At 62.6% G+C, this 18458-nt stretch carries 15 protein-coding genes, 1 tRNA gene and 1 pseudogene; 8 read left to right on the top strand and 9 right to left on the bottom strand.

Features of this window, described 5'->3' with window-relative positions; all coding sequences use genetic code 11:
• Nucleotides 1–195 precede the first annotated feature (195 nt).
• Entirely contained in the window at nucleotides 196–1608 is a 1413-nt protein-coding gene (locus BKX98_RS06860; RefSeq protein WP_073706651.1) for an NAD(P)H-quinone dehydrogenase, read from the bottom strand.
• Nucleotides 1609–1731: 123 nt separating this feature from the next.
• Between BKX98_RS06860 and BKX98_RS06855 the strand changes: the two genes are divergently transcribed.
• The 5 genes from BKX98_RS06855 (at nucleotide 1732) to BKX98_RS06835 (ending at nucleotide 5933) form a co-directional block, all read left to right on the top strand.
• Nucleotides 1732–2532, top strand: coding sequence for a purine-nucleoside phosphorylase (locus tag BKX98_RS06855; RefSeq protein ID WP_038989844.1), 801 nt, complete (start codon nucleotides 1732–1734; stop codon nucleotides 2530–2532).
• 53 nt (nucleotides 2533–2585) lie between these two features.
• Entirely contained in the window at nucleotides 2586–4316 is a 1731-nt protein-coding gene (locus BKX98_RS06850; RefSeq protein WP_073706650.1) for a phospho-sugar mutase, read from the top strand.
• Nucleotides 4317–4375: 59 nt separating this feature from the next.
• A complete protein-coding gene (deoC, locus tag BKX98_RS06845) occupies nucleotides 4376–5062 on the top strand; it encodes a deoxyribose-phosphate aldolase (protein ID WP_073706649.1) in 687 nt (228 codons plus the stop codon).
• A 33-nt stretch (nucleotides 5063–5095) separates the two neighbouring features.
• Entirely contained in the window at nucleotides 5096–5353 is a 258-nt protein-coding gene (locus BKX98_RS06840) for a hypothetical protein (protein WP_038989847.1), read from the top strand.
• An 85-nt stretch (nucleotides 5354–5438) separates the two neighbouring features.
• On the top strand, nucleotides 5439–5933 hold the full coding sequence (locus tag BKX98_RS06835; RefSeq protein ID WP_073706648.1) for a tetratricopeptide repeat protein: 495 nt from the start codon (nucleotides 5439–5441) through the stop codon (nucleotides 5931–5933).
• 66 nt (nucleotides 5934–5999) lie between these two features.
• On the opposite strand, the gene mfd is transcribed toward BKX98_RS06835, so the two are convergent.
• Entirely contained in the window at nucleotides 6000–9608 is a 3609-nt protein-coding gene (gene mfd / locus BKX98_RS06830; RefSeq protein WP_073706647.1) for a transcription-repair coupling factor, read from the bottom strand.
• 239 nt (nucleotides 9609–9847) lie between these two features.
• Between mfd and BKX98_RS06825 the strand changes: the two genes are divergently transcribed.
• Together BKX98_RS06825 and nhaA are read left to right on the top strand one after the other, a co-directional pair.
• Nucleotides 9848–10348, top strand: a complete 501-nt coding sequence (locus BKX98_RS06825; RefSeq protein ID WP_073706646.1) for a DUF2505 domain-containing protein — start codon at nucleotides 9848–9850, stop codon at nucleotides 10346–10348.
• Nucleotides 10349–10510: 162 nt separating this feature from the next.
• Complete coding sequence (gene nhaA, locus BKX98_RS06820) at nucleotides 10511–11860, top strand: Na+/H+ antiporter NhaA (protein WP_073706645.1); 1350 nt, start codon at nucleotides 10511–10513, stop codon at nucleotides 11858–11860.
• Nucleotides 11861–11940: 80 nt separating this feature from the next.
• Here nhaA and sufU read toward each other — a convergent pair whose 3' ends face one another.
• The 4 genes and pseudogenes from sufU to BKX98_RS06800 form a co-directional block, all read right to left on the bottom strand.
• Entirely contained in the window at nucleotides 11941–12393 is a 453-nt protein-coding gene (gene sufU / locus BKX98_RS06815; protein WP_073706644.1) for a Fe-S cluster assembly sulfur transfer protein SufU, read from the bottom strand.
• On the bottom strand, nucleotides 12394–13686 hold the full coding sequence (locus BKX98_RS06810; RefSeq protein WP_073706643.1) for a SufS family cysteine desulfurase: 1293 nt from the start codon (nucleotides 13684–13686) through the stop codon (nucleotides 12394–12396). It lies immediately after the preceding gene.
• A 254-nt stretch (nucleotides 13687–13940) separates the two neighbouring features.
• On the bottom strand, nucleotides 13941–14522 hold the full coding sequence (gene pth, locus BKX98_RS06805; protein ID WP_073706642.1) for an aminoacyl-tRNA hydrolase: 582 nt from the start codon (nucleotides 14520–14522) through the stop codon (nucleotides 13941–13943).
• A gap of 42 nt (nucleotides 14523–14564) precedes the next feature.
• Nucleotides 14565–14837, bottom strand: a pseudogene (locus BKX98_RS06800) (50S ribosomal protein L25); the annotation flags it as partial.
• A 280-nt stretch (nucleotides 14838–15117) separates the two neighbouring features.
• On the opposite strand from BKX98_RS06800, the gene BKX98_RS06795 reads away from it, so the two are divergent.
• Nucleotides 15118–15552: a DUF1801 domain-containing protein gene (locus BKX98_RS06795; protein WP_073706641.1), complete on the top strand. Its 435-nt coding sequence runs from the start codon at nucleotides 15118–15120 to the stop codon at nucleotides 15550–15552.
• Nucleotides 15553–15614: 62 nt separating this feature from the next.
• Here the strand turns inward: BKX98_RS06795 and BKX98_RS06790 are convergent, their stop codons facing one another.
• The 3 genes from BKX98_RS06790 to BKX98_RS06780 form a co-directional block, all read right to left on the bottom strand.
• Nucleotides 15615–16595 carry a ribose-phosphate diphosphokinase gene (locus BKX98_RS06790; protein ID WP_038989861.1) on the bottom strand — a complete coding sequence of 327 codons (981 nt, stop codon included), beginning with the start codon at nucleotides 16593–16595 and terminating at the stop codon, nucleotides 15615–15617.
• A gap of 72 nt (nucleotides 16596–16667) precedes the next feature.
• Nucleotides 16668–18119: a bifunctional UDP-N-acetylglucosamine diphosphorylase/glucosamine-1-phosphate N-acetyltransferase GlmU gene (gene glmU / locus BKX98_RS06785; protein WP_369826769.1), complete on the bottom strand. Its 1452-nt coding sequence runs from the start codon at nucleotides 18117–18119 to the stop codon at nucleotides 16668–16670.
• Nucleotides 18120–18251: 132 nt separating this feature from the next.
• Nucleotides 18252–18326, bottom strand: a tRNA-Gln gene (locus BKX98_RS06780).
• Nucleotides 18327–18458 lie beyond the last annotated feature (132 nt).

Raw genomic sequence — 18458 nt, 5'->3', positions numbered from 1 at the left:
CAGTTTTTACACTTATATCAGAGTCGTTCGCCAAAGTGAATGGAGTCACAACATCTTGTATTACGGATGTTGGGAAAACATGTCGCGTTTCAGGACTTCGCTGGCGTTCTCCGACAGGTTCAGCATCGTTAAATGCCAGAGGCGGCATCTGCCCCCAATAAAGGACAGATGCCGCCTGGAAAAGCTCTTCAGGACCTACCGATGGCGGTGCAGGCGGCGAGCCGCTTCAGCCAGCGACCCCGACAGCGACGGGTACACGGTGAAAGTTTCAGCCACGTCGTCAACGTGCAGGCTGTTCTGGACCGCCAGAGCCAGTGAGTAGATCAGCTCGCTCGCGCGCGGTGCAACCACGACACCGCCGATGACGGTGCCCGAGCCCTTGCGGGAAACGATTTTCACGAAGCCCTGGTCCACGTTCATCATCTTGGCGCGGGCGTTGGTGTTCAGGTCAACCTTGATGATGTTGGCCTGGTACTTGCCCTCAGCCACCGCACGCTGGGTAACACCCACGGTAGCGATTTCCGGGGAGGTGAAGACGTTGGACGCCACGAGATCCAGATTCAACGGCTTGACCGAGTCGCCAAGCAGGTGCGCCACGGCGATGCGGCCCTGCATGGCTGCCACCGAAGCCAAGGCGAATACGCCAGTGCAGTCGCCGGTTGCGTAGATGTTGGTTGCGGTGGTGCGCGAAACGCCATCCACCTTGATGTGACCCGAGTCGGTCAGCTGCACGCCGGCTTCTTCCAGGCCCAGATTGGCGGTATTAGGGATGCCGCCCACGGCAACCAGGCAGTGGCTGCCTTCGAGCACGCGTCCGTCAGCCAAGGTAACCAGCACCTTGTCTCCCTGGCGCTCCACGCCTTCGGCGCGGGCCTGGGAAACAACATTCACGCCGTTTTCCTTGAAGGCGTCTTCCAGCACGCCCGCTGCGTCCGCATCCTCGCCGGGCAGCACGCGGTCGCGCGAGGAAACCAGCGTGACCTTGGCCCCGAGCAAGTTGTAGGCCGAAGCGAACTCGGCACCGGTCACGCCAGAACCGACAACGATCAGGTGCTCAGGCACCTCGTTCATGTTGTAGATCTGGGTCCAGTTGAAGATCCGCTCGCCATCGGGCTTGGCGGTAGGCAGTTCGCGCGGGTGGGCACCCACGGCAATCAGCATGGCGTCTGCTTCGATTTCCTGCTCGGAACCATCTGGGTGCGATACCGCAACCGTGTGGTCGTCGAGCAGGCGGCCTTCGCCGATCACGATGCGCACGCCGGCGCGTTCAAGGGTGGTGCGGATATCCGAGGACTGCTCCTTGGCAAGGTCCAGCAGTCGGTGGTTCACCACCGAGAAGTCGGTGACGGCCGAGTCGAGTCCGTCAACGTGAACTCCAAAGGTTTCCGCGTGCTTCACGCGGCGCACCGCATCCGCCGTGGCAATCAGGGTCTTGGAAGGCACGACGTCGGTCAGCACCGCCGAACCGCCCATGCCTGCACGTTCCACGACGGTGACATTGGCACCCAACTGGGCTGCGCCCATGGCGGCTTCGTAGCCGCCTGGTCCTCCGCCGAGAATAACTAAACGGGTTGCTTCATTCCTACGATCTGCGCTCACAATCACCATTGTTCACCATGCCGGGTAATTGCGCACATCGAAGCACAATCCCGGAACGTGATTTTGATTCTGAAGCACTAGTTTCACCTGACAAAGCGCCCCGCTAGCGGTAGCGTATTTCCCGTGACTGATATGCAAAATGACCCACAGGTCCTGGCAGCGCAGGCTGCCCAGGCAATCGCCGAACAGACCGGCGTCGCAAAACACGACATCGCGCTGGTCCTGGGCTCCGGTTGGGGCCAGGCCGCCGAACTCATCGGCGAAACCACCCACACCCTGGATGCCACCGAAATTCCAGGCTTCCATGCCCCGGCCGTACCCGGCCACAAGGGCAGCATCTCCTCGATCCTGACCTCCACCGGCAAACGGGTACTGGTCCTGGGTGCCCGCACCCACTACTACGAGGGACGCGGCGTCCGCGCGGTAGTCCACCCGATCCGCACCGCGGCGGCTGCCGGCTGCGAGCAGCTGGTGCTCACCAACGGCTGCGGCGGCCTGAATCCAGACTGGAATCCGGGCACCCCGGTAATGATCTCGGATCACATCAACCTGACGGCCACCTCCCCACTCGAGGGCGCGACCTTCGTCGACCTGACCGACTTGTACTCCTCGCGCCTGCGCGAGATTGCGCTCTCCGTTGATCCGACACTGGATCAGGGCGTGTACGCGCAGTTCACCGGCCCGCACTACGAAACCCCGGCCGAAGTGCAGTATGCCAAGACCATCGGCGCGGATCTGGTCGGCATGTCCACCGCGTTGGAAGCCATCGCGGCCCGCCACGCAGGCATGGAGATCTTCGGCATGTCGCTGGTGACCAACCTGGCCGCCGGCATCAGCCCGGTTCCGCTGAGCCACGAGGAAGTCATCGAAGCCGGCCAGGCAGCCGGTCCGCGCATCTCCAAGTTGCTGGCGCAGATCATCGCGAAGCTCTAGGCCTCGCGTACTTAGCGCGCAGCAAGCAGTCAGTGTCCTTTGAAGGGAAATCAGTGAACCACACGCAGAAAATCCAGTTGCTTGACGCGGCGGGCCAATGGGCGGCCCAGGATCCCGATCCGCAAACGCAGGAAGAACTGCAACTGCTGATCCAGCGCGTCAATGACGGCGACGCGCTGGCCTTCGAGGACATTGCCGACCGCTTCAGCGGCGTGCTGGAATTCGGCACAGCCGGACTGCGCGCCGAATTGGGCGCCGGCCCGATGCGCATGAACCGCGTGGTGGTCATGCGCACCGCGGCGGGCATCGCCCGCTTCCTGGCCGAGAAAGCCAATGGCCAGTACACGCCCAAGGTGGTTATCGGATTCGATGCCCGGTTCAACTCGGATGTCTTCGCCAAGGATTCGGCAGGCGTCTTCGCCGCGGCCGGGTTCGAGGTGCTGCTGATGCCTTCGGCGCTGCCCACCCCGGTGCTGGCTTGGGCTGTGCGTGAATTCAGTGCCGAAGCCGGTGTCATGGTGACGGCCAGCCACAACCCTCCGCGGGACAACGGCTACAAGGTCTACGTCGGCGGGAAGATCACCGATGAGTCGGGCCGCGGAGCCCAAATCGTCTCCCCGATCGATGCGCAGATCGCTTCGCTGATCGACTACGGCCGGCCGGTGGCCCAGATCCCGCGCGCCGAAAACGGCTGGAAAGTGCTCCCCGCAGCCGGCGCCGAAGGCGACATCGAAGCAGCCTACCTGGCTTCCATCCGCCCGATTATCGACGCTGGCCAGCCGCAGGATCCAGCGCGCAAGAACCTGCGGATCGTGGTTTCGGCCATGCATGGCGTGGGCGGCCACACCATGCGCCAAGCCCTGCTGAACGCCGGATTCACCGACGTTCACATGGTTGCCGAGCAGGAGCACCCGGATCCGCTCTTCCCTACCGTGAAGTTCCCCAACCCCGAAGAACCCGGGGCCATCGACCTGTCGCTCGAGCTGGCCCGCACGGTGGGCGCAGATCTGGTGATTGCCAATGACCCGGATGCCGACCGCTGCGCGGCGGCGATCCTAGATAACGGCAGCTGGCGGATGCTGCGCGGCGACGAGGTCGGCTGGTTGCTCGGAGACCAGGTTTCCAAGACCTTGCCTGAGGGCAAGAAACTGGCCAATTCCATCGTGTCCTCGCGCATGCTGGCAGCCATTGCCAAGGATGCCGGACGCGAGCACGAGGAAACCTTGACCGGTTTCAAGTGGATTTCCCGCGTTGAGGACCTCGGCTACGGCTACGAAGAAGCCCTGGGCTACTGCGTGGCCCCGGATCTGGTGCGCGACAAGGACGGAATTTCAGCTGGCATCGTCCTGGCTGATCTCGCAGCGCAATTGAAAGCAGCCGGAAGCACCATTGCCGGCCGCCTCGATGAGCTGGCGGCCAAGCACGGCGTGCACGTCACCGACCAGCTCTCCCTGCGCTTCACCGATCTGGAGCAGATCCCCGCGCTCATGGACAAGATCCGCAATGACGCTCCGGCAACGCTGGGCGGCTCCGAGGTTTCCGAGGTCACCGACCTGTCCCAGGGCACCGAGAAGCTGCCGGCAACCAACGCCATGGTTTTGCATACGTTCTGCGGTTCCCGCGTGATCGTCCGCCCCTCGGGAACGGAGCCGAAACTCAAGTGCTACTTGGAAACCATTGAACCGGTCGATGATCCGGCCGAGGTCCACGAGGCCCGCCAGCGCGCCACCGCGAAGGTCCTGGCCATCAAGGAAGAATTGGCAGCTTTCCTGAATGCCAACTAGGCTTACCCCTTCGAGACCTTCATTTGAAATGATTGAAATCTTTATTGCTAGAGGAAAAGATGACTGAACTAAGCGCCCGCGAGATCGCCAGCTACATCGACCACACCCTGTTGGCCCAGAATGCTTCCCGTGAACAGGTGGTGCAGATCTGCGACGAGGCCAAGAAGTACGGCTTCAAGTCGGTTTGCGTCAACCCTTTGTGGGTTTCCACCGTTTCGCGTGAGCTGGAAGGCTCGGACGTGCTGACCTGCTCGGTCATCGGCTTCCCGCTGGGTGCTTCGGCCACCGACACCAAGGTCTTCGAAACCAAGCACGCTGTTGCCGACGGCGCCAACGAAATCGACATGGTCATCGACGTCGCTGCCGCCCTGCGTGGCGACCGAGACGCCCTGGTGAACGAGATCTTCGCCATTGCCCAGGCTGCGCATGAAGGCGGAGCCATCTTGAAGGTCATCATCGAAACCTGCCTGCTCACCGAGGAAGCCAAGGTCCTGGCCTGCGAGGCGGCCAAGGCCGCCGGCGCCGATTTCGTCAAGACATCCACCGGTTTCTCCACCGGTGGCGCAACCGTTGAAGATGTGGCGCTGATGCGCAAGACCGTCGGCCCGGAGATGGGCGTCAAGGCCTCGGGCGGCGTGCGCAGCGTCGAAACCGCGCGGGCCATGATTGCAGCTGGCGCAACCCGGCTAGGTTCTAGCTCAGGAGTTGCTATCCTAGAAGGAGAGCAAAGCGGTTCCAGCTACTAGGAATTCGCCCCATCTGTTTCCCAAGGAGAAAAAGTGTACTCGAACGGCAAGAACACTGCCCATTCAGGTGAAGGCCGCCTTGTCGGCAATATCGTCAACTTCGTGATCTTCTTCGTATTGTTCGCGGCTGGCGTCTACACCTTGGGCTACTGGACCCTTGAGGTTGCCTGGTGGCCGACCCTGGTCAGCTTTGCTCTGATGTTCTTGGCCTTCGCCATCCCGATGCACCTGATGGGTCGTGCGGAGAAGGCTGAGGATCTGGTTGCCGCGGCTAACGCCCACCAGAACTAGCTAGAGCTTTCCAAGAGAGGGAAACCCGACTCCGGGTTTCCCTCTCTTGGCGTTTAATCGCATTTCCTTGGCCTAGACTGGCCGGATGGAATCATGGGACCAACGCGTTGAAGAGTTCTGGAACTCGGCCGGAGGAAAACGCCCGGAACAGCTGCGCACCGAGCTGGCAGGCCTAGTGCAGGACAGGGATCAGCAGGATCCGCGGGTGCTTTTCGAAATCGCTTCCCTGCACGACTATCTGGGCGAAGAAGAACAGGCGGTTGGCCCCTACCGGGCAGCGCTGGACGCCGGGCTGGACGCGCCGCAGCATGATGAAGCGCTGCTCCAGTTGGCCAGCACGCTGCGCAACCTCGGGCAGTGCACGCAATCCATTGAGCTGTTGCGGCAGATCCCATCCGGCTCACCGATCTTCACCGATGCCCAGGCCTTCTTGGCGCTGGCGCTGCACGATGCCGGCCAGCCCACCGAAGCCCTGCAGCTGGCGCTCAGCGCCATAGCGCGCCATGCCTCGCTCTACTCACGGGCGATCAACGGCTACGCCGCCGAACTGGGCGCGCCCGCTGGCGCAGAACAACGCTAGCAGGCGTGGGCCAGGGGCCTGCCGGAAACGGCAGGATTCTGGCCCACGCGGTCAGCGACCGCCGCTTCAGTCCTTCGCTGCCGGGGTCGGCTCGAAGATCGCGTAGAGCAGCTTCTCTGCCCATTCAAGGATCTCCCCGTCGGCCAGATCCCTGCCGCCGATTGGCGAGGTCTTCGGCTTCGGAATGAAGATCGAATTCAACGCCGGCTTGTTCGCAGCCCCCGGGTACAGGCGTTCCAAGCGCACCTGGCGCGAAGCAGGCAGGTCCTCGATCTTTGCCGGGGCCAGCTTGATGTGGTTGCCGATCTGCTGGATATCATGCAGTCCCACGGCACGCGCACGGATGCGCAGGGCCGCCACCCGCATCAGGTTCTCCACCGGAACCGGCAGCTTGCCATAGCGGTCCACCAGCTCATCACGGACCTCGGCGAGCGCCTCGTCGGTCTCGGCCTGCGCAATGTTGCGGTACGCTTCCAGGCGCAACCGCTCGCCTGGCACGTAATCGTGCGGCAGGTGGGCATTGACCGGCAGGTCGATCTTCATTTCGGTGGCTTCTTCCTCGCCTTCCCCCTTGTAGTCGGCCACGGCCTCGCCGACCAGGCGCAGGTACAAGTCGAAGCCCACCCCGGCGATGTGCCCGGACTGCTCGCCGCCGAGCAGGTTGCCGGCTCCACGCAGTTCCAGGTCCTTCATGGCCAGCTGGTAGCCCGAACCCAGCTCGTTGTGCGCGGCCACGGCCTTCAGCCGCTCCAGGGCGATCTCGCCCAGCGGCTTCTCCGCATCCCATAGGAAGTAGGCGTAGGCGCGCTCGCGGCCGCGGCCCACGCGGCCGCGCAGCTGGTGCAGCTGGGACAGGCCGTAGTTGTTCGCCCGGTCGACGATCAGCGTGTTCGCGTTGGAAATGTCCAGGCCCGTTTCGATAATGGTGGTGGAGACCAGCACATCGAATTTCTTTTCCCAGAAGTCCTGGATGATCCGTTCAAGCCTTGATTCGCTCATCTTGCCGTGGGCCACCTCCACGCGGGCTTCAGGAGCCAGTTCGCGCAGTTCGGCCGCCACACGTTCAATGGAGCTGACCCGGTTGTGCACGAAGAACACCTGGCCATCGCGCATCAGCTCGCGCTTGATGGCAGCGGAAATCTGCTTGTCGCTGCGCGGACCCACGTAGGTCAGCACCGGATGCCGCTCTTCTGGCGGGGTGGCCAGGGTGGAGGTTTCGCGGATGCCGGTCAGCGACATCTCCAGGGTGCGCGGGATCGGGGTGGCGCTCATCGCCAGCACGTCCACGTTCGTGCGCATCTTCTTGAGCTCTTCCTTGTGCTCCACGCCGAAGCGCTGTTCCTCGTCGATGATCACCAGGCCCAGGTTCTTGAATTCCACGTTCTTGCTCAGCAGGCGGTGGGTGCCGATGACGATATCCACACTGCCGTCCTTCAGCCCGGCCAGGATCTCCTTGGATTCCTTGGCAGTCTGGAAGCGCGAGAGCGTCTTCACGCGCACCGGGAACCCGGAGTAGCGTTCGGTGAAGGTCTGGTAGTGCTGGGAGGCCAGCAGCGTGGTGGGCACCAGCACGGCCACCTGCTTGGAGTCCTGGACCGCCTTGAACGCGGCGCGCACCGCAATCTCGGTTTTGCCGAAGCCCACGTCGCCGGAGATCAGCCGGTCCATCGGGATTTCCTTCTCCATATCCGACTTCACCTCGTTGATGGCGGTGAGCTGATCCGGAGTCTCGATGAAGGCGAAGGCTTCCTCCAGCTCGTTCTGCCACGGGGTGTCCTGGGCGAAAGCGTGGCCGCGGCTGGCCATGCGAGCCGAGTACAACTTGATCAGGTCGCCGGCGATCTCCTTGACCGCCTTGCGCGCCTTGGATTTGGTGCTGGCCCAGTCCGAGCCGCCCATCTTGGACAGGGTCGGCGCTTCGCCGCCGACATACCGGGTGACCATATGCAGCTGGTCCATCGGGACGAAGAGCCGGTCCCCCGGCGCGCCGCGCTTGGAGGAGGCGTATTCCACCACGAGGTATTCGCGCTTGGCGTCCTTGCCCGAGCCGTTGACCTTGCGGGCCATGAGCTCAACGAACTTGCCGATGCCGTGCTGCTCGTGGACGATGAAGTCCCCCGCTTCCAGGCTCAGCGGGTCAACCGCATTGCGCTTGCGCTTGACGGTGAGCTTGCGGCCCTTGCGGTTAGGGTAGGCGCTGGAGCGGCCCAGCAGGTCTGCTTCGGTGAGCAGGCCCAGCTTGAGCTCCTCGAAGACGAACCCTCGGCCGGCGGTGGCCTGGGTGATCTCGATCAGACCGGCGGTTGGCTCGGCGGACAGGTCATCCACCCGGTGCGCCGGGATCTTGAATTCGGCAAAGAGCTCGGAGAGGCGGGCAGCCGGGCCCGGTCCCTCGGTCGCCACGACAAAGCGCCATTGGTCCTTGACCCGCCCGGCAATGAATTCCATCATCGCTTCGATGTCGCCTTGGTAGCCGTGCGGTTCGCGGGCCGGCACGCGGATGGTCGCGGCACCCAGATCCAGTTCTTCATCGGCGCCCAGTGAGGTGATCGCCCACCAGGAGACCTTGGCGGCGCGTGCGTGCTCCACCGTTTCGGCCAGCGAGGCGAAGTCGCCGGTGGCCAGCTTGCGTTCAGACCCGGCGGTGGCCAGATCCAGCGGGGCGCTGGCCCCATCCGAGGCCGAGGCCCACGCGGCTGCCAGGAACTCGGCGTTGGTGGCATTCAGGTCCTGGGCTCGGGCGCGCACCCGCTCTGGTTCCATGACCAGCGCGATGGAGGATTCGGGCAGCAGCGAGAGCAGCGGCACCATCTTGTCCACCAGCAGCGGAGCCAGGGATTCCATGCCTTCCACGGCGATGCCGCCGGCAATCTTGGTGAGCATTTCCTGGGCGGCCGGGAACTGGTTCTTGAGGTTCGCGGCCCGGCTCATCACCTGCGGGGTGATGAGCATTTCGCGGCAGGGCGTGGCGATGATCCGCGTAGGCCCGGGGTCATCGGTGGAGCGCTGGTCTGCGATGGCGAAGTAGCGCATCGAGTCGATCTGGTCGCCGAAGAAGTCGATGCGTATCGGATGGTCCAGCGTCGGAGGGAAAACGTCAATGATGCCACCGCGCACAGCAAACTCGCCGCGGTGCGTCACCATGTCCACGCGGGCGTAGGCGGCGGCCGCCAGGTCCTTGATGACGTTGTCGAATCCCGGCTCGGCGTCCAGTTCCAGTACCACCGGGCGCAGTTCGCCCAGGCCTGCGACCAAGGGCTGCAGCACAGCACGGATTGGCGCGATGATGATATTCAGGCTCTCGTCCCGGTCGTGCAGCCGGCGCAGCACTTCCAGCCGGCGGCCCACGGTATCGCTGCGTGGCGAAAGGCGTTCATGGGGCAGGGTTTCCCACGAAGGGAATTCGGCGATTTGCCCTGCCGGGAGGAAGGCGCCCAGGGAGCTGGAGACCTCTTCCGCCTCGCGGCCGGTCGCGGTGACGATCAGCGTCACGCCCGGATGCTCGCTGCGGCTCAGTGCCTGGCTGATGTGCGCCGAGAGGATGGGGCGCATGCCCTGCGGGGCGGCGATTTCCAGTTCTTCGCTGCGTGCATGGTAGTCGTGAGCGGCGCTTTGCCCAATGCGCCTGAAGGAAGGTTCTTCGCGCAGGAAATCATGAAGTCCGCTTAGGCTCATGGGGGTTCGGGTCCTCTCATGCAGACGCTTGGCTCGGTGCTTTCGTGCGGCGGTGCGCCGAAATGACACCACGAATGCCGGCCGTCGATGATCTTCCACGGCCGAAACGTCAATATGTTGTTTTGGGTGCAGTCCTAGCCTACCCAATGCGCCTTTGCAGATAGGGTTAATACTGTCCGTCGCCGGGCCTGCACTTTTGCTGCCCGGCCACCTAGATTTCCAGATTGGGATTAGCTTTCATGGCATTGAACGCAAGCACTCAGATCGCCCACCCTGCAGACCAGGTCATCGCAACGCTCAGCGATCGCGGCTTTGCCGAGCACCTGACCGAGGTGGCCAACGGTTCCTTGACCGACTTCTCCGTGAACGGCGACACCGCCGGCGCCTTCACCGTGACCACCGTTCGTTCGGTCCCCACCGATCGCGTTCCGGATATCGCCCGCAAGTTCGTTGGCGCAACCATCGAGATCACCCAGGTCGATGAGTGGACCGCCCCTGATGCCGCCGGCAACCGCTCGGCCACCGTGAAGATCTCTGTTGCCGGCGTTCCGGTGAACGTCAGCGGCACCGAGCAGCTGACGGCACAGGGCGAAACCTCCGAATTCTCCATCGATGCCAAGGTCTCTTCCTCGATTCCATTCATCGGCGGCAAGCTGGCTTCGGCCGCTGAGCCATACCTGGGCAAGGCGCTGAATTTGCAGGCTGCCCAGGTCGATGCTTGGCTCTCGAAGCGGGCCTAGCGAATAGTTACGCAACACCTCAGTCCCCGGACGTGCGATATCTCGCAATACGTCCGGGGATTTGTGCTCTGGAGCACTGTTCGCGCTAGTGTTGATGGCAGGTGTGCCGGGAAGTCTGGTCGGCGAGAAATATTCATTTAACGAAGTAAGCGAGTTAAACGCATGAGCCAAACTCCGTCTTCGGGTTCCGGCAAGAACCTGTTTTCGCGCCCCAGCTATAACGAATCGGTCCGTATCGGCGACATCCTGCGCAAGGAAACCGTCGGCGGCATGGTTCTCATCGCCGGCGCCCTGCTGGCCTTGGTCTGGGCCAACACCCCGCTGCGCGATTCCTATTTCGCACTGCGTGATTTCCACTTCGGTCCGACCCTGTTCGGCGTGGACCTGAATCTGTCCGTCGGCCACTGGGCCGCCGATGCGCTGCTGGCGGTGTTCTTCTTCCTGACCGGCCTGGAGCTGAAGAAAGAATTCGTCATTGGCGATCTGCGCAATGTGAAGACTGCGGCAGTTCCGGTCGCCGCCGCTTTCGGCGGCGTGCTGGTGCCAGCATTGATCTTTGTCGCCATCGCTTCCATGTCCGGTGGCGGCGAGCTGCTGCGCGGCTGGGCCATCCCGACAGCAACCGACATTGCCTTCGCCGTGGCGGTCCTCGCGGTGATCGGCTCGGCGCTTCCTGCTGCGCTGCGCATCTTCCTGCTGACCCTGGCTGTCGTCGATGACCTGATCGCCATTGTCATCATCGCCGTCGTGTTCACCGACGATCTGAACTTGTCCTACCTGGGCCTGTCGCTGATCCCCATCATCTTGTTCACGGTGCTTGCCCGTTCCCTGGGCAAATTCTTCGCCAAGCGGGCGTGGGCCGCGTGGGTCATCTTGCTGCCTTTGGGCATCATCACCTGGATCTTCGTCTTCGGTTCTGGCATCCATGCCACCATCGCCGGTGTGATCCTGGGCTTCTGCGTCCCGGTCAAGCGCACCGACGGCCGCGAAGGCATTGGCCTGGCCGAACGATTCGAGCACCGTTTCCGGCCGCTGTCCTCCGGCTTCTGCATCCCCATCTTCGCCTTCTTCGCCGCTGGCGTGACTGTCATTTCCCCGGAGCAGGGCAGCGGCGGATTGCTCACCGATCCGGTGTTCTGGGGCATCGTGCTGGGTCTGGTGCTCGGCAAGCCGATTGGCATCATGGGCTCGACCTGGGTAGTGACCAAATTCACCAAGGCCTCGCTGGACAAGGATGCCCGCTGGGGCGATCTCTTGGGCGTCACGTTACTGGCAGGCATCGGTTTCACCGTTTCCCTGCTGGTTTCCGAACTGTCCTTCGGGCTGGAGTCCGCGCACTACGAGCACGCCAAGGTAGCGATCCTCGCCGGATCGTTCCTTGCCGCGATCCTCGGCGCCCTGTGGCTGATTCCGCGCAACCGCCGCTACAAGGTCCTGCACGAGCAAGAGACCCGTGATGACGACAAGGATGGCATCCCCGACGTATACCAGCAGGATGACGGGGCGAACTAGTTTTTTGAACTGCTGAGGATACAGCTCGGGCGCCGGCTTTCAGATGTGAAAGCCGGCGCCCGAGCTATTTGGTTGTGCTGCTACTTGCGCGCTTCATGCATGGCGACCTCAGCGGCCACCCAGGCGAGCATGGCGCACTTGACGCGTGCGGGGAATTTGGAGACACCGACAAATGCGGCGGCGTCTTCCAGCACATCTTCATCCGGTTCGAAGTTGCCCTTGGAGCGCATCATCTCGCGGAAATAGTCCCGCTTTCCAAGGAATTCTTCCTTGGTCAGTTCCGGCAGCATCTCGGCCAGCACCGAGGCCGAGGCCATGGAGATGGAGCAGCCATCTCCTTCCCAGCTCATCGAGGTGAAATGGTCCTGGTCATCGAGCTCGACGCGGACGCGGATCTGGTCGCCGCAGATCGGGTTGTGCTGGTGCGATTCGCCGTGCAGCAGCCCTTCGGTGTGCTCTACCAGCGGCGAACCGATCCGGCGTTTCGAGTGGTCCAGGATGACCTGCTGGTAGAGCTGATCCAATTCGTTCATTTAGACTCCAAAGTATTCGCGCACGGAGCCCAAGGCCTCAAGCAGTGCCTTGATATCTGCCTCCGTGTTATACAGGTAGGTGCTGGCGCGGGTCGTGGAATTCACGCCCAGGGCGCGGTGCAACGGCTGCGCGCAGTGGTGGCCCACGCGCACCGCGATGCCGCGCGAATCCAGGTACTGGCCCACATCGTGCGGGTGCACGCCGATCACTTCAAACGGGACAGTGCCGATGCGCTGGGCGTCGGCCGGGCCGAAGACGCGCACGCCGTCGATCTTCGAGATGCCCTCGTAGAGCATCGCTCCGAGGTGCTCTTCCCAGGCGGCGACCCGGCCCATGCCGATTTCGTCCAGGTAGGCAACTGCGGTGGCCAGACCGTGGGTCTGGGCAATGCGCTGGGTACCGGCTTCAAAGCGCTGCGGCGATGGCATGTACTGCGCATGCTCCATGTCCACCACGGTGATCATGGATCCACCGGTCAGGAATGGCGGCATGGCGTTGAGCAGTTCTTCGCGTCCGTAGAGTGCGCCAATGCCGGTTGGGCCGAGCATCTTGTGGCCTGAGAAGGCCATGAAGTCCACGTCCAGGGCCTTCACGTCGACCGGCAGATGGGGCACGGACTGGCATCCGTCCAGCACCGTCAAGGCGCCGACCTTGCGGGCGGCATCAACGAATTTCTGGGTATCGGTGATGGTTCCCAGCACGTTGGACACGTGGGTGAAGGCCACCAGCTTGGTGCGTTCGGTGACCAGTTCATCGAGCAGGTCGTAGCGCAGCTCTCCGTCTTCGGTGATGGGCACGTAGCGCAAGGTGGCACCGGTTCGGAAGGCCAGTTCCTGCCATGGGATCAGGTTCGCGTGGTGTTCCAGTTCGGTGGTGAGGATTTCATCGCCCGGACCCAGACGGAAGCGGGCTGCAGCTTCTCCCCCGCGGCCCAGGGAGGCATTGGACATCGAGTAGCTGATCAGGTTCAGCGCTTCGGTGGCGTTCGCGGTCCAGACCAGTTCGTTGGTGCGTGCACCGATGAACCTGGCCACCGTCTCGCGTGCCTGCTCATAGATTTCGGTCGCTTCAACTGCCAGGGAATGCGCACCGCGGTGCACCGCGGCATTGGCGTTCTCGTAGTAGTGCTGCTCGGCTTCGTAGACGCAGCGCGGCTTCTGGCTGGTGGCGCCGGAGTCCAGGTACACCACGTCAACGCCGTTGACTTGGTGCTCCAGAATTTCAAAGTCGGCCTTGATGCGCTCGACTTCTCCAGCTGTCAACGCTTCAAGTGCTTCTGGCTGACCGGTCATCGTGTGCACGTGGTCCTCCGAATAATTGTCTTGGATGCCTGGCAGAACGCGGCATCAGAACAGCCGGCGCCCTATTAGGCAAGGGGTACATTGGGTAATTATTCCACTCTGGACCTCGAAGCACATCTAAGTCAGGCCTTAGTAAGGAACGCCTCGCTACATGGCATTCCTAATTTTTAACTAGAGGAGGACCGCTGCGAACTGGTCCAGTCCGCAGCGGTCCCCCGCTTCACCGCTCCCGCCAGGGGCAGCGATCAGCTGATATGGAATTTTGCCTGGGCGGCTTCCAGTCCCGAGGTCATCAGCAATTCCACTGCGTCAGCGCAATTGTCGATCAGGAACGGAAGATCCGTTTTCTCGGTCTTTGAGAAGTCCTGCAAAACCCATTTGGCGGTATCCATGCGGCCCGGAGGACGTCCGACGCCTGCGCGCACGCGCAGATAATCCTTGGAGCCCATGGCCTTCGAGATATCGCGCAATCCGTTATGCCCGCCTTCGCCGCCACCGCGCTTGAGCTTGATGGTGTCGAACGGAATATCGATCTCGTCATGCACGACGATCAAGCGGTCCACTCCGATGCCGAAGAACTTCGCTGCATTGGCTACCGGCCCGCCCGAAAGATTCATGTACACCATGGGCTTGGCCAGCACGATGCGCGGACCGCCAACCCCCATGCGCCCCTCGACCACTTGGGAACGCGAAGAGTGGGTCTTGAATTTCGAGCCGACGCGATTGGCCAGCTCGTCGAGCACCATCTGCCCGATATTGTGTCTATTGCCAGCGTAGCCGGACCCGGGGTTCCCGAGTCCGGCTACGAGCCAAGTTCCATCACTCATGATGCTCAGCTGAAACCTAGGTCGCTGGAATTAGGCAGCGATGATCAGGTCCAGGTGATCAACGGTGCGGTTCAGCGCGTGGATCTGGATGTCCTTGATGGTGGTCTTGACGGTCTTGCCTTCGATGTTCAGAACCAGCTCAACACCGCGGTCGCGAACGGCCAGGGTGGTTTCGCGGCCTGGCAGCAGAACGTGCTGCGGCTCGGAGCCTGCGCCGTAGACTACAGCTGGGATCTGGCCGTCGCGGCGAGCCTGGCGGGCAGCGCCCTTGCCGAAATCGGTGCGTACAACGGCGTCAAGGTTGACAGATGCCATGATAATTCTCCTTAGGAAATGGTTGCTTCGTTCAGGCCCTTGCGTGGACTCGGGAAGCAACCAACATCTAGGAGATGAAAGAGCTTTTCCGGCCTTGTCGATAACGGTCCCACCATCGCTGGTGTTTCCCTCGCCTGGGCACAGTCAATAATTCTAGCAGTCCCACGCCCCTGGACGAAAATCTGTCACCCAGAACACAGCGGGCCCTTGCGCTGGCGGGTAGCGTTGAGGCAAGTCCCGCAAGCCGCTGCAGCCGACGAACGCTGCAGGAAGGAATTCCATGGCCAGCAAGCAGCCAGTAATGTCCCCTTCCGATCTTCCGATTGCACCGGTACTGGACCGGGCCACCGGTCCCCGGCGTGCCGAAGCCGATGAGCTGCTGGCGCTGTTCAAGGAAATTTCCGGTGACGAACCGGTAGTCTGGGCCGGGCGTATCCTCGGCTTCGGCCAGTACGAGTACCGCTACGAGTCAGGGCACGGCGGCATCGCGCCGCTGCTGGGCTTTGCTCCCGGCCCGAGCCACCACACCATCTATCTGGCCAGCGGATTTGCCGAACGCTGGCCGGAGCTGCTGGAGAAGCTCGGCAAGCACCGGAGCAGCAAAGCCTGCCTGTATCTGACCCGGCTTGCCTCGGTGGACCAGGCAATCCTGCGCGAACTGATCGAGAAGTCGCTGCAGGCAACGCTGTCCGACGACACGACCATGAACAGCTGATTTAACGGCCTTCGGCCGGCACCCGCAGGGGTACCGGCCGAAGGCTTGCGAAACGAGGGCTGCTAGGCGCGGCCGTCAAACAGGTTCGTAACCGAACCGTCGTGGAACACCTCGGAGATCGCGCGGGCGATCGTCGGTGCGATCGAGAGCACGGTCAGGTTCTCGAAGCGCTTCTCTTCAGGGATCGGCAGGGTGTTGGTGACCACGACCTCGCGGGCACCGCACTCGGCCAGGCGCTGCGCGGCCGGATCCGAGAACACGGCGTGGGTCGCGGCGATGATGACATCCTTGGCACCGGCTTCCTTCAGCACGCGCACGGCGCCGGCGATGGTTCCACCGGTGTCGATCATGTCGTCGATCAGGATCGCGGTGCGGCCCTCGACCTGGCCCACCACGGTCTTGGACTCGGCCTGGTTCGGCACGGTCAGATCGCGGGACTTGTGCACGAAGGCCAGCGGAGCGCCGCCCAGGCGGTCAGCCCACTGCTCGGCCACGCGCACGCGTCCGGTATCCGGGGACACCACGGTCACTTCGCTGACATCCACCTTGGACTTGATGTAGTCGGCCAGCAGCGGGAAGCCGAACAGGTGGTCCACCGGACCGTCGAAGAAGCCCTGGATCTGCGCGGTGTGCAGGTCGCAGGAGATCACGCGGTCGGCGCCGGCGGTCTTGAACAGGTCGGCAACCAGGCGGGCCGAGATCGGCTCGCGGCCGCGGCCCTTCTTGTCCTGGCGGGCGTACGGGTAGAACGGCGCCACAACGGTGATGCGGCGAGCCGAAGCACGCTTCATCGAGTCGATCATGATCAGCTGTTCCATCAGCCAGTTGTTCAACGGTGCTGGGTAGGACTGCAGCAGGAACACGTCCTTGCCGCGCACCGACTCGTCCGAACGCACGTAGATCTCGCCGTTGGCGAAGTCGTAGGCGTTCAAAGGCAGCAGATCGGTGTCGAGTTCCTTGGCTACTTCTGCGGCAAGTTCCGGGTGCGCGCGACCGGTGGCCAGCACCAGCTCTTTGTCGACGTTATGGCGGATTTCACTCATGGGGTTTGCTTTCTCGCTCGCTTCGCTATCACGTATGAGGTTGTTGTCGAGGAAATGTAGTCCGTAGCTGGATTACTCGGAAGCCGAGGAGTTCAGCGAGGACTTGAATGCTGCGTCAGCCGAAGGGGTGCCTGGGCGCTTTTCCAGCGTCCATCCCTCGGAGTTGCGCTGCGGTGCCACAGACAGTGCCAAGGCACCGGCCGGGACGTTCTTGCGGACGATGGCTCCGGCTCCGGTGTATGCGCCGTCCCCGATTTCCACCGGGGCGACGAATACGGTGTTGGAGCTGGTGCGCACATGCGAACCGATCTTGGTGCGGTGCTTCTTCTCGCCATCGTAGTTTGCGGTGATATTGCCGCAGCCGATGTTGGTGAATTCACCGATTTCAGCATCTCCGGCGTAGCCGAGGTGCGAGAGCTTGGAGCCACGGCCAATCGTGACATTCTTGGTTTCGTAGAAAGCGCCGATCTTGCCATCTGCACCGAGGTCGGTGCCCGGGCGCAGGTAGGCGAACGGGCCAACCGAAGCGCCGTCAGCGATGCGCGAGTCGGTGGCGTCAGTGCGCTTGACGGTAGCGCGCTGGCCAACCACCACGTTGGTCAAGGTGGTGTCCGGGCCAACGGTGGCGTTGGCGCCGATGACGGTCTCGCCGTGCAGCTGGGTTCCCGGCTTGATCGTGGCGTCCTGGCCGATCATGACGTCGGCGTCGATCCAGGTGGTCGCAGGATCGACGATGGTCACGCCCTGGCGCATCCAGAATTCGGTCTTGCGCTGGTTGTAGATGCGGGCCAGGTTGGACACCTGCACGCGGTCGTTGGCGCCCTCGATCTGCCAGCGGTCGGCGATCTGCGAGGAAGCGACGCGGCCGCCGCGTTCACGGGCGATGGCGAGCACGTCGGTCAGGTACATCTCGCCCTGTGCGTTGTCGGTGGTGACCTCGGTCAGTGCCGAACGCAGCATCTGGGCATCGAATGCGTAGATGCCGGAGTTGATTTCCTTGACTGCCAATTCCTCCGGCGAGGCGTCCTTCTGTTCGCGGATGCCGGAGACGTCCCCGTTGGCGTCGCGCAGGATGCGGCCGTAGCCGGAAGGGTCATCCAATTCGGTGGTCAGCACGGTCACCGAGTTGCCGTTCGACTCATGGGTGGCCACCAGTTCCTGGAGCACCTCGCTGGTGAGCAACGGCACATCGCCGTAGGTCACCACAACGGTACCCTCAAGCGACGGGTCGACAACTTCCAAACCCTGCTGCACGGCGCGGCCGGTGCCCGGGATCTCATCCTGGTCGGCAATGGTGATGGAAGGGAACTGCGTCAGGATGTGCTCTGCGACCAGATCGCGCTGGTGGCGGACAACTGCTACCAAGTTCTGCGGCTGCAATGCCGATGCCGCGTGGAGTGCGTGGCCAATCATGGACCGACCTGCAATTTCATGCATGATCTTCGGCTTCGCCGATTTCATGCGGGTACCGGCGCCAGCGGCGAGGACGATGACAGCTACTGGTGCATTGACCTGATCACTCAAGTGCATTCTCCTGCAAATTGGTTTCAAGGTTTTGGGCAGAGAAGTAAAACCTCAGAGCAAGTCTATCGCGAGCGCCGGGATGTGCTGAATTGACTAAAAAATAACGGCGCCACATCCGTGGCGCCTTATCAATGGTTCCGCCCCTAGGATTCGAACCTAGAATGCACAGCTCCAAAGGCTGGCGTGTTGCCATTACACCAGGGCGGAAAATCGCTTGCGCAGGGCATGCCCGACAAGCACGCTAATTATTCTGCCATGATCGGCCCGTTGTGCGAAATCGCAAAACACCGTAGCTAAACTCACTTTTGTTCTCTGCTTTAAACAGCCCGGGCCAGCCTG

Origin of the sequence: Glutamicibacter sp. 0426 (genome assembly GCF_001906485.1) — a bacterium.
GTDB classification, from domain to species: domain Bacteria; phylum Actinomycetota; class Actinomycetes; order Actinomycetales; family Micrococcaceae; genus Glutamicibacter; species Glutamicibacter nicotianae.
This window is presented reverse-complemented; position numbering and strand designations above follow the sequence as displayed.

Bases quoted from the DNA above. Each gene is read 5' to 3' on its own strand.
- BKX98_RS06825 (WP_073706646.1), top strand. From the start codon at position 9,848: ATGGCATTGAACGCAAGCACTCAGATCGCCCACCCTGCAGACCAGGTC.
- BKX98_RS06860 (WP_073706651.1), bottom strand. From the start codon at position 1,608: ATGGTGATTGTGAGCGCAGATCGTAGGAATGAAGCAACCCGTTTAGTT.
- pth (WP_073706642.1), bottom strand. From the start codon at position 14,522: ATGAGTGATGGAACTTGGCTCGTAGCCGGACTCGGGAACCCCGGGTCC.
- BKX98_RS06855 (WP_038989844.1), top strand. From the start codon at position 1,732: ATGCAAAATGACCCACAGGTCCTGGCAGCGCAGGCTGCCCAGGCAATC.
- BKX98_RS06810 (WP_073706643.1), bottom strand. From the start codon at position 13,686: ATGACCGGTCAGCCAGAAGCACTTGAAGCGTTGACAGCTGGAGAAGTC.
- BKX98_RS06790 (WP_038989861.1), bottom strand. From the start codon at position 16,595: ATGAGTGAAATCCGCCATAACGTCGACAAAGAGCTGGTGCTGGCCACC.
- deoC (WP_073706649.1), top strand. From the start codon at position 4,376: ATGACTGAACTAAGCGCCCGCGAGATCGCCAGCTACATCGACCACACC.
- mfd (WP_073706647.1), bottom strand. From the start codon at position 9,608: ATGAGCCTAAGCGGACTTCATGATTTCCTGCGCGAAGAACCTTCCTTC.
- sufU (WP_073706644.1), bottom strand. From the start codon at position 12,393: ATGAACGAATTGGATCAGCTCTACCAGCAGGTCATCCTGGACCACTCG.
- nhaA (WP_073706645.1), top strand. From the start codon at position 10,511: ATGAGCCAAACTCCGTCTTCGGGTTCCGGCAAGAACCTGTTTTCGCGC.
- BKX98_RS06795 (WP_073706641.1), top strand. From the start codon at position 15,118: ATGGCCAGCAAGCAGCCAGTAATGTCCCCTTCCGATCTTCCGATTGCA.
- BKX98_RS06835 (WP_073706648.1), top strand. From the start codon at position 5,439: ATGGAATCATGGGACCAACGCGTTGAAGAGTTCTGGAACTCGGCCGGA.